At 39.1% G+C, this 11,023-nt stretch carries 9 protein-coding genes; 4 read left to right on the top strand and 5 right to left on the bottom strand.

Annotated elements, in window-relative coordinates; all coding sequences use genetic code 11:
- Nucleotides 1–586: 586 nt before the first annotated feature.
- Nucleotides 587–1,444: a tetratricopeptide repeat protein gene (locus DO88_RS01715; RefSeq protein WP_008137952.1), complete on the bottom strand. Its 858-nt coding sequence runs from the start codon at nt 1,442–1,444 to the stop codon at nt 587–589.
- 111 nt (nt 1,445–1,555) lie between these two features.
- On the opposite strand from DO88_RS01715, the gene DO88_RS01720 reads away from it, so the two are divergent.
- Nucleotides 1,556–2,866, top strand: a complete 1,311-nt coding sequence (locus DO88_RS01720; RefSeq protein WP_008137954.1) for a M20 metallopeptidase family protein — start codon at nt 1,556–1,558, stop codon at nt 2,864–2,866.
- Nucleotides 2,867–3,200: 334 nt separating this feature from the next.
- On the opposite strand, the gene DO88_RS01725 is transcribed toward DO88_RS01720, so the two are convergent.
- The 4 genes from DO88_RS01725 to pomA form a co-directional block, all read right to left on the bottom strand.
- Nucleotides 3,201–5,141 carry a DNA topoisomerase III gene (locus tag DO88_RS01725; RefSeq protein ID WP_007377458.1) on the bottom strand — a complete coding sequence of 647 codons (1,941 nt, stop codon included), beginning with the start codon at nt 5,139–5,141 and terminating at the stop codon, nt 3,201–3,203.
- 61 nt (nt 5,142–5,202) lie between these two features.
- Nucleotides 5,203–5,694, bottom strand: a complete 492-nt coding sequence (locus DO88_RS01730; protein WP_007377459.1) for a hypothetical protein — start codon at nt 5,692–5,694, stop codon at nt 5,203–5,205.
- Between the two features lie 170 nt (nt 5,695–5,864).
- Nucleotides 5,865–6,785 (bottom strand): flagellar motor protein MotB, encoded by a 921-nt coding sequence (locus DO88_RS01735; RefSeq protein ID WP_007377460.1) that lies wholly within the window; start codon nt 6,783–6,785, stop codon nt 5,865–5,867.
- A gap of 2 nt (nt 6,786–6,787) precedes the next feature.
- Nucleotides 6,788–7,555, bottom strand: a complete 768-nt coding sequence (gene pomA, locus DO88_RS01740; protein WP_007377461.1) for a flagellar motor protein PomA — start codon at nt 7,553–7,555, stop codon at nt 6,788–6,790.
- Nucleotides 7,556–7,877: 322 nt separating this feature from the next.
- Here pomA and DO88_RS01745 point away from each other — a divergent pair, with 322 nt between their 5' ends.
- The 3 genes from DO88_RS01745 to dxs all read left to right on the top strand — a co-directional run bounded on the left by DO88_RS01745 (nt 7,878) and on the right by dxs (nt 10,978).
- Nucleotides 7,878–8,120 carry an exodeoxyribonuclease VII small subunit gene (locus DO88_RS01745; RefSeq protein WP_008137959.1) on the top strand — a complete coding sequence of 81 codons (243 nt, stop codon included), beginning with the start codon at nt 7,878–7,880 and terminating at the stop codon, nt 8,118–8,120.
- A gap of 2 nt (nt 8,121–8,122) precedes the next feature.
- The gene (ispA, locus tag DO88_RS01750; RefSeq protein WP_033040875.1) at nt 8,123–9,010 is read left to right on the top strand and encodes a (2E,6E)-farnesyl diphosphate synthase; all 888 of its coding nucleotides are present in this window, start codon (nt 8,123–8,125) and stop codon (nt 9,008–9,010) included.
- A 105-nt stretch (nt 9,011–9,115) separates the two neighbouring features.
- Nucleotides 9,116–10,978, top strand: a complete 1,863-nt coding sequence (gene dxs, locus DO88_RS01755; protein WP_007377464.1) for a 1-deoxy-D-xylulose-5-phosphate synthase — start codon at nt 9,116–9,118, stop codon at nt 10,976–10,978.
- Nucleotides 10,979–11,023 lie beyond the last annotated feature (45 nt).

Raw genomic sequence — 11,023 nt, 5'->3', positions numbered from 1 at the left:
GTAGTTCGTGCCTCGCTATGCGTTTGCCTTTCCCGTCTCAGTGGGGTCGCATTATAGGGAGCGGCGGATTTTACGCAAGCGTTATTTGCATAAAATAGTAATTAAAATTAAGCCCCAAGCAAGCGCACATGATAAGCACAAGTTACCCACAAAACCCTGTTGATAACTCTTGTTTTTACATAGCTAAACCATACTAAAGCTTTTAATTAAAACCCTAAAAATACAAAAAGCACCTTATATAGGTGCTTCTCAAAAGTAATAGTTATTAGAATCTAGGGTCTGTTTATCTTTCAAGGTTAAATTTACAGCAGCCTGTTTGGTATTCAGGCAAGGCAGAGCCTATGTAGTGTGGTTACTCCCCATAAATAGGCGATAACGTAGCATTAATGCCAAACAGCCGCTGCCCAAAGGGTTCTTTCTAGGGGCTATTTACTCTTTGTTACTCGGTTTTTACTTATTCTTACATGGATGTAAGCCAGTAGGGTAACGCAGGAGCAGTTACCGAGCCCACTAGGTTACAAATCTCGCGCCGCGATTAAACACCCCCTAGTTTGAACAAATTTTAATCCGCAAAGAGCAACAGACCCTAGTATAAAATACTATATAACTTGCGACGATACTTAGCTGCGAGTGCGTCGCCATCAGGTAAAGAGGCAATAATGGCTAAAAAGCTTGGTTTTGCTTCGTTGAAATTCAGATCTTTTTGCAGCACTGTAAATAGTATATCCAATGCATCTTCTTTTCTGCCTGCTTCATTGAGTAAAATACTGAGCTCTTCTTTTAATTCTAGGTCATTTGGGTACTTTTCTACTTGTTGTTGCTTTTCTTTAATCTCTGGTGAATCTTTTGCTTCAAGCGCGGCTTCGCATTTTGCTTTTATATTATTAAAGTAAGCATCTTGCTCTTGTGCATCTATTGTATTTATAAGCGCTTGCGCTTCATCTACCTTGTGAATTTGAATACATATGTCTGCTAGCACTAATTTGATACGTGCATTCCCGCTGTCTATTTCATAAGCTTGCTTTGCATAATTAAATGCAGCATTTAAATCTGACTTTAATAACGCTTGCTTTGCTTGTTCTAACAGTAAGTCTTGTTGCGCAGGTAAATGCTTTGCTAGGGCTTCGCGTATTTGTACTTCGCTTTGAACACCTGCAAGTAAATCTACTGGTGCAGAGTCTTTTAATAATACAAGCGTAGGCAGTGTTTGAAGACCAACTTGTTGCGCAAGTTGAGAAGCGAGTGCTTGCTCTGCATCGCAATCTAGGTTTGCTACTACTATATGGCTTGCATATTCTGCTGCTACTTTATCTAAAATTGCAGCCTGTCCGATGCAGTCAGGACTTTGAGGAGAGAAAAAGTTAAGCAACACCAATTTTTGTTGTGATGTTTCACCGAGTACTTGTTGAAGGTTTTGCGCATTAATACTAACTATGTTGCTCATTGAATTGATTGCCATATTCGTCTATTTAGGTTTTTATATGGTGGTGAACATAATAATTACAAGTCATATACCTAAATCACTCGGTATACATATTCAACAATAAGGGAAAATATGAAATTAACTTACCTAAGTGCAATACTTTTATTAGCAAGCCCATTAGTACAAGCAAATGGACTCGATCTGAATTTAAGCAAAGCCATGCCAGCTATTGAAAAGTTTTACCTCGATTTACACCAATCCCCAGAGCTCTCTTATCACGAACAAGAAACAGGTAAAAAGATAGCAGATAGATTAACTCAGCTGGGTTTTAAAGTAACAAGTAATGTAGGTGGCTTTGGTGTAGTTGGTATTTATAAAAATGGTGAGGGGCCGACAGTAATGATCCGTACTGATACCGATGGCTTACCTATAATAGAGCAGACAGGAAAGTCCTATGCCTCAAAAGTTAAAGTAACAGACGAGCACGGTGCAAAAGTAGGTGTAATGCACGGCTGTGGCCACGATATCCACATGAGTTCTTTTATTGGAACTGCAGAGCAGTTAATTACTCATAAAAAACAGTGGCAAGGTACATTAATGATGATTGCACAGCCTGCAGAAGAAGTAGGTGGGGGTGCTAAAGCGATGCTAAGCGAAGGACTATTTAGTAAATATGCAAAACCTGATCATATAATTGCTTTACATGTAAGCGCTAGCGTCCCCGCTGGTAAGATATCAATGAAAAATGAATACACTATGGCAAGTGTAGATTCTGTCGATATTACAATTAAAGGTAAAGGTGGTCATGGTGCTTATCCGCATACAACTATAGACCCAGTGGTTATAGCTTCACGCACTGTACTTGCTCTACAAACAATCACAAGCCGAGAGCTTTCACCGCTTGAGCCTTCTGTTATTACAGTGGGGTCTATTCATGGTGGTTCAAAACATAATGTGATTTCGGATGAAGTAAAATTACAACTCACTCTCAGAAGCTATAACCCCGATGTAAGAAGCGCTCAAATAGCTGCTATCAAACGTATTACAGCTGGGATAGCACAAAGCGCTGGATTGGATGAATCAAACTACCCTGTAGTATATGTACATGAAGATGAATCGATTCCATCTACTTATAATAACCCTGCACAAACAGACATTGTTAGAAACTCTATTGCCAGCGCAATTGGCGATACTAATGTACTTGAAACACAAGCTGTAATGGCGGGTGAAGATTTTGGCCTATACGGACGCACCGATGAAAATATCCCTATTACCCTTTTTTGGCTAGGAGGCGTAAACCAAGCACAATATGCAGATTCGATAAAAACAGGTGAGGTACTCCCTTCCCTACACTCTAGTAAATTCGCACCTGATTATAAAGTTGCTATTCCTACCGGAATAAAAGCAATGAGTAACGCTGCTGTTGCCTTATTTAATAAATAACCTGAGTTCAGGTTAAGTAATACCAATTCAACATTAAGCAATATGGTTTAATAAAATGGCTCTGTTGCTAGGGCATGTTGACCTTTATGGATTGAAATTTGTTCAATCTAGGGGCTATTTAATCGCGGCGCGAGGTGTGTAACTTAGTGGGCTAAGTAAAAACCGAGCAACAAAGAGTAAATAGCCCCTAGGCAGAACCCTTCGGGCAGCGCATGTTTGGCATTTATGCTGCTTTATCGCCTATTTATGGGGGAATAACCACACTACATAGGCTATGCCTTGCCCAAATACCAAACATACTGCTGCAAATTCAACCATGAATGGTCAACACGCCCTAACTAGCAACAGAGCTTTTTTTATAACTCGACTTTTTAAAGGTCGCTTTTCCACCTCGTTTAGCAAAACGTTTTTTAGGTGAGGTTTTTGGTAACTTCGCAAATGCATTGCTATCGCAGTTTGCTGCTAATTGAACAAACCCATTTAGGTCAGCAAGTAAAGGCTGTAAAAATTGCTGATAACTCATTGCCTGCTGTGCAATATCACCTAAGCTCGACTCCCACTTTGCGGTTAAATCAGGACTCGCTAAACCTTGTGGTAATACGCTAATAAGAGCAAGTCCCGTTTCGGTCGCTCTAATTGACTTACCTTCACGTTTTAAAAAACGCCGCTTAAATAGCAACTCGATTATTCCCGCACGTGTTGCCTCCGTACCTAAACCATCAGTGTCTTTTAATACTTTTTTAATTTGTGGATCTTTAACATAACGGCTAATGCCCGTCATCGCAGCCAATAATGTGGCATCGGTAAAATAAGCAGGGGGTGATGTATGCTTTTCGACTACTTCGCCTTTATCGCAAAAAAGAGGCATACCTTTTGTTAAAGGAGGTAGCGAGGCTTCATCTTTTAATTCAGATTTACCCATTAACACCTTAAAACCCAAGCTTACATCTTGCTTTGCATTTGCCTTAAAAAGCCCACCAGCAATAATTACCTCAGCTTTAGTTTCGTTATATATATAGTCGGGATAAAACTGAATTAAGTAATGACGGCTTATTAATTGATATACCTTTGCTTCGTCACCGCTCAAACTCGCTGACTTTAACTGTTTAGCCGTAGGCACAATGGCATGATGGGCAGCCACTTTTGAATCGTTAAAACATTTACTACGCTTTTTTACATCAGCCCCGTTTACTAATTCACTGCTTTGCCCACCATTAGCACTTATTGCCTTAAAAATAGCAGATGCTTCTTGATGGTGATCTTTGGGTAAATAACGATTATCTGAGCGTGGGTAAGTAATTAGTTTATGACGTTCGTAAAGTATTTGGCAAATATCCAATACTTTTTGAGCTGGCATACCAAATGCTTTAGCGGCATCTATTTGCAGAGCAGATAAATTATAAGGTAATGGAGCACTTTGCTTTTTTTGTTTTTGGTCGAGTGAAGTAAGCTCAGCACTTTGCTTTGTAATGCGTGAAGCAACATTTTCTGCAAGAGCTTTGTTAAGTATTCGCCCTTCTTCATCTTGATGTGGCTCACATGCTTTGCTTGGAACCCACTTAGCTATGAATGGTTGATTATCAGGAGTAAACAAATGCGCCAATACATCGTAAAAAGGCTTAGATACAAAATTCGCTATTTCGTTATCTCTATTAACAACAAGACCTAAAATAGGGGTTTGAACCCGCCCTACCGAAAGCACATTACCAAATCCTGCTTTTTGCCCAGCTAATGTATATGCACGCGTTAAATTCATACCAAATAACCAATCCGCACGAGAGCGCGCTAAAGCAGATACACTTAACGGAATAAAATCTCGATTAGAACGCATAACGCCCAGTGATTTTTTTACCGCAGATAAATTTAAATCACTAATGAGTAAACGTTGCGTACTTTGCTTTTTAGCCTGACTTATTTTAGCTTCTTCTATTACTTGGTCAACCAGAAGCTGGCCTTCGCGGTCTGGATCGCCAGCATGAATAAGTTGCGAAGCTTGTTTAATTAATTTTTTTAAAACAGTGAGCTGTTTGCGAGTTTTGGTTTTGGCTTTTAACTTCCACTGCTCAGGTATTATAGGTAAGTGATCAAACTGCCACTTTTTAAAGCGCTCATCATAATCATCAGGCTCTGCTTGTTCTAGCAAATGCCCAATACACCACGAGACACAATCACCGTTAGCAACTTCTATATAGCCATCGTGTTTTTTATGTGGTTTTGGTAACGCATCAGCAATAGCGCGTCCAAGTGAAGGTTTTTCTGCAATGTAGAGTTTCATAGCTTGCTCACCACTGTTTATATAAACAGTAGTCTAGCACATTAGTTTAAAGCTATAAATTTTATTGTTCGTTTGATGCAATATTGCGCTTGTTACTTAAGAAATAAACTAGCGGTAGGTAACAAACAACAACGGTACCAATATTAATGAAAGGCAATAAGGTTTTATAAATATATGTACTATAAGAAAGATCCCATAGATGGCGATCAACCAACCTAAATAGCTGTAAAATAGGGGCACTTATAACAACTAGTTGACCGATAACACACTGCCACAAATAAATTTTGTCTTTTATTCCTAAATAGGCGATCAAAGCCATCCAAGCAAGATCATTAAATGCCCAAATAACGTAACGATATATATAAGTACTGCTATCGAACTCTTTTAAATAGTCGTTGATCAACGCTCCATAAAAAAAAAATACAGCAGTAACCAACACAAAGCGTAATGCAAGGTGATCTTTGCGTAGGTAAAACACAAAAATAGCAGGGCTTAATATAAAAACCCAGCTACTCTCGAGTAACCTAGAAATACTTTCAAACCATTCAGGCAAAATATTACACTCAGCCTATTTTTTATCAGGTTCTTTATCATCATTATCGTCATTACCACCGCCATTACCTGGCATATAACTAAATTTATCGATATTCTTCATGGCTGACTCCGTTACATTTGTTATTGAAAGCTTACTTTATGATAAATAAACGTATTTGCCAAGTAAAGTTACCTAACATCAATAGGTGCTGACTCTTTTGCCTTACCTTGTAAAATAGAAATCTCTACACGCCTGTTACGACGGCGGTCTTCATCTGTATCATTTGGTACAAGAGGTCTTGTTTCAGCTCGCCCAACAACCATCATCCGAGTTTTGTCAAAGCCTTGTACTTTTTGTAATTCACTTGCAACAGCCACAGCACGTTTAGATGATAAATCCCAATTATTAACATACAGTTCATTCGACACCTGAAAATCATCGGTATGCCCTGAAACTGTAATCTCTCCTGGCACATCTTTTAAAAGAACACCGATATCTTGAATTATAGGTTTAAACTTAGGTTGTAAAAATGCACTACCTGAAGGAAAGGAACCGTTTTCTCTAATACGAATAATTATTTGCTGCCCTAAAGACTCAAGCTCTATTGCACCATCAATAATTTGCTTTTCAAGCTGCTGCGCGATTTTTTTAACAAGCTCGTTTGTTTGTTCTTGATCCGCTGCTGAAATAGCCTGCTCTGAAGATTTTTCCTGCGAAGTGCTCCGAGACTCACCACCACGTTTATCACCTCGTTGTTCTTGCCTGCCGCCAGCTGAACTTTCATCACCGGCTTGAAATTCAAGCATTTGCTGAGTCATTTCTACGGTTTGCTGCTGAATAGTTTCAATTGGTGTAGGTTCTGGTTTACCTGGCGTAAACTCCATTGCAATAACCGAGGTACCTTTGGGAATATCTTTTACTTCTATTTTGTTTTGTACACCGAAAGCAAACTTCATCGAGCCTGCTATTTGTTTAAATTTAAGTACATCCATTTCAGAAAATGCAAGCAAGAGTACAAAAAAGCACATCAGTAAAGACATTAAGTCGGCAAAGGTTCCCATCCAAGCAGGTAAACCAGGAGGAGGACATTTACACTCTTGCTCAGACATGGTTACTCCTCAGTATCAACTTTACGTTTTGATTCAGCTAAGTAGTTCTTCAAAATACCTTCAATCACTTTTGGATTTTGACCATCTTGGATACCTAAAACTGCATCTAAAATCAAACGTTGATTCATCGCCTCTTCGTCTTTACGAAGTTCCAATTTAACTTGAATAGGGATAGCCACTACGTTTGCTAAAAAGGCACCGTATAAGGTAGTTAATAGTGCAACAGCCATTGAAGGGCCAATTGATTTTGGATCGTCCATATTCGATAACATAGCAACTAAACCAATAAGCGTACCAATCATACCCATTGCAGGAGCAATATCGGCCATCGCTTTAAATAAGCCTGCGCCCATTTCATGTCGTGTTGAAGTTAAAGTGATATCTTTTTGTAAGGTCGCTCTAACAACGTCAGCATCGTGACCATCAACTAGCATATCTACACCTTTACGCATAAATTGATTTGGTATTTCAGCTTCCTCAAGCGCCAGAAAACCGCCCTTTCGAGCTGAATCTGCAAGTTCAACCGCTTTTTCAATTAACTCTTCCGGCGATTCAATTTTAAACATAAAAGCTTTAGCGGCAACTTTACCTATCCCAAAAAATTGTCCCATGGTGTAATTAGATAAAACTATAAATATAGAGCCACCAAATACAATTACCACTGAAGGGGTATTGTAAAACATGGCCATTTCACCACTACTACTCATAAACATGGACATGACAATTAAGCCAATTGCGCCAAGGATCCCTATTATGGTTGCTAAATCCACATTACCTCCAGAGGTTTCATGCACTAAGGCCTTATTGTAAAACTTTTATTATTAACTGCTTATCGGCAACATGCTAAATTGCTTGAGTCATATATGAAAATAAACATAAAAAACAATTCCAGGATTATTTTTAAACAAAGTTACAATGTTAATATAACGATTAATCATTTAAATGATATCAGTATGACCGTAATTAAGGCTTTATTAATCCACATAAAGTAACATTTAGCCGTAATAGAAGAAAAAAACATATCATTCTTTGACCTAGTTTAGCATTCCCCCTAAAATTGGCTCCTAAATTTATCAAGTAAGCTGAAATAAGATGGCGACTAAAAAACCTGAAAACTTAAGTTTCGAACAAGCACTAGAAGAATTATCAATAATTGTTAGTGATATGGAACAAGGTGATTTATCGCTTGAGCAGTCATTGAAGCAGTTTGAACGCGGTATTGCTCTAGCTAACGCTTCATCTGGTAAACTCAAGCAAGCAGAACAAAAGGTATCTATTTTAATGGGTAATGGCGATAAATCAGTACTTACAAACTTTGATAATGATATGGAATAGCGGTGAGCATTAAAGAACATATTGAGCGTGCTCAAATAGACGTTGCATCAGCACTAAACCTTTATTTTGAACAAGCACTTGATAGTGATAGAGCAATAAAAGAAGCAACTCATTACAGTTTGTTTAATGGTGGAAAAAGGCTGCGCCCATTTTTAGTCTACGCAACAGGCAAAATATTAGGGGCAAACAAAAAAGATTTAGATATATTAGCAGCAGCTATTGAATGCATACACAGTTACTCGCTAATACATGATGACTTACCTGCTATGGATGACGACGATCTGCGTCGTGGTCGACCAACTTGTCATATAGTTTATGGTGAAGCCCAAGCAATTTTAGCCGGCGATGCTCTTCAAACTTTAGCTTTTGAACTAATTGCTAAACATAGTTTTAACTGCTCAGCTCAAACACAGGTAAAAATGATAGCGACACTCGCCCACGCATCAGGCCTTGAAGGAATGGTTTCAGGTCAAGGTTTAGATATTGCAGCCACTGATAAAATAATTACAGTACAAGAACTTGAGCGAATACATAAGCTAAAAACTGGCGCACTTATTAATTGCGCAATTACACTTGGTGCACTGTGCAGCGAAAATGTTGATGAACAAACCTTAGAAAACTTAAGCGTTTTTGGGTATGCTATAGGGCTTGCATTTCAAGTACACGACGACATTTTAGATGTTGAAGGCGATACGGTTACTTTAGGTAAACCACAAGGCTCCGATATTGCCGCGAATAAAGCGACATACCCTGCGTTATTAGGTATGCTAGGCGCTAAAGAAAAGGCACAAAACTTAATACAACAAGCCCATGAAGCGTTGGCAAATATAGATGCAGACACCACACTTCTTGCATCGCTGGCAAATTACCTAATTGAGCGTGACCACTAATTATTACTCATACGTATTGCAATTAACACTGACATTATTACTCAACATTAATTATTCGTAAAAGCTTTGGATTAATTAATGTTAGCGAAGGATATATATAAAACCATGACACTTGATAGTAGCAAGTATCCATTACTTAATTTGGTTGACGAGCCAGCCCAATTGCGTGATTTAGCGCAAGATAAACTCCCTGCATTTAGCAATGAGCTGCGCGATTATTTACTCAACTCAGTATCGCAAAGTAGCGGTCATCTAGCGTCTGGTTTAGGGACGGTTGAACTAACCGTTGCGCTGCATTATGTTTATAACACTCCAGACGATCGCCTAGTTTGGGATGTGGGTCATCAAGCTTATCCGCATAAAATCCTTACAGGTCGCCGCGACCAAATGCACACTATTCGCCAAAAAGACGGTTTACACCCTTTTCCTTTTCGCGATGAAAGCCAATACGATACGTTTAGCGTAGGTCACTCAAGCACCTCTATTTCAGCAGCCTTAGGTATGTCTATTGCCGCCCAAAAAGAAGGCAAAGGTCGAAAATCTGTAGCCATTATTGGTGACGGAGCAATAACCGCAGGCATGGCATTTGAAGCGATGAATCATTTAGGTGATGTAAAATCAGACATGCTTATTATTTTAAATGATAACGAAATGTCGATTTCTGAAAATGTTGGCGCCTTAACAAATCACTTTGCCCGAATTTTATCAGGTAGCTTTTACACTAACATTCGTGAAGGTAGCAAAAAGTTACTCTCAGGCGTGCCTCCGGTAAAGCAACTTGCCAGTAAAATGGAAGAGCATATTAAAGGCATGATGATCCCAGGTACCTTCTTTGAAGAATTAGGCCTAAATTACATCGGCCCAATTGATGGTCACGATGTAAACATGCTTGTAGATACATTACGTAATATGCGTAATTTAAAAGGTCCGCAACTTTTACATATAAAAACGCAAAAAGGTAAGGGTTATAAACCAGCTGAAGCCGATCCGATTGGCTATCATGGCGTACCAAAATTTGACCCAAGCACAACTAGCTTACCTAAATCTAAACCTAGTGCAGCTACTTTTTCAAAAGTATTTGGCGATTGGTTATGCGATATGGCAGAGCAAGACAGCAATTTAATGGCGATTACGCCAGCAATGCGCGAAGGCTCAGGTATGGTGCGTTTTTCTAAAGAATTCCCTGACCAGTATTTTGATGTGGCCATTGCAGAGCAGCATGCTGTTACTTTAGCTGCTGGTTTTGCCTGTGAAGGTTTAAAGCCTGTTGTGGCTATTTACTCAAGCTTTTTACAACGTGCATATGACCAATTAATACATGATGTTGCACTGCAAAACTTACCTGTATTATTTGCCATTGACCGGGCAGGCATTGTTGGAGCCGATGGTGAAACTCACCAAGGTGCGTACGATTTAAGCTTTATGCGCTGTATTCCAAATATGGTCATTATGGCACCAAGCGACACTAACGAGTGTCGCCAAATGCTATACACCGGTTATAAAGCAAACTGCCCTGTTGCAGTTCGTTATCCTCGAGGGAGCGCAGGTACTGCAGACATTGAAAGCACTATGCAATTGCTTGAAATAGGCAAAGCAAATACGGTTAAACAAGGCAGAAAGATTGCCATTTTATCATTCGGTACATTACTTGAAAACGCACAGCTTGCCGCAAATGAATTAGATGCAACGCTTGTTAATATGCGTTTTATTAAACCACTTGATACTGCACTTTTAAATGAGCTTGCTACTAGCCACGATGTAATTGTTACGCTTGAAGATAACGCGATTGCTGGCGGTGCCGGCTCTGCAGTTAACGAATACTTCGCAACGCAAAAAGCTGATATTAATATCCTTAACTTAGGTATTCCTGATGAGTTTATTAAACACGGCACGCAAGATGAAATGCACGATGAAATGGGATTAGGCGAGCAAGGAATATTAACCGCGATTAAAACGTTTATTAATTAACTTCTATACATTTAAATGTAGAGCACATTAAAAAAGGAGCCTAGG

Origin of the sequence: Pseudoalteromonas sp. S3431 (assembly GCF_000690035.1) — a bacterium.
Taxonomy (GTDB): Bacteria; Pseudomonadota; Gammaproteobacteria; order Enterobacterales; family Alteromonadaceae; genus Pseudoalteromonas; species Pseudoalteromonas fuliginea.
This window is presented reverse-complemented; position numbering and strand designations above follow the sequence as displayed.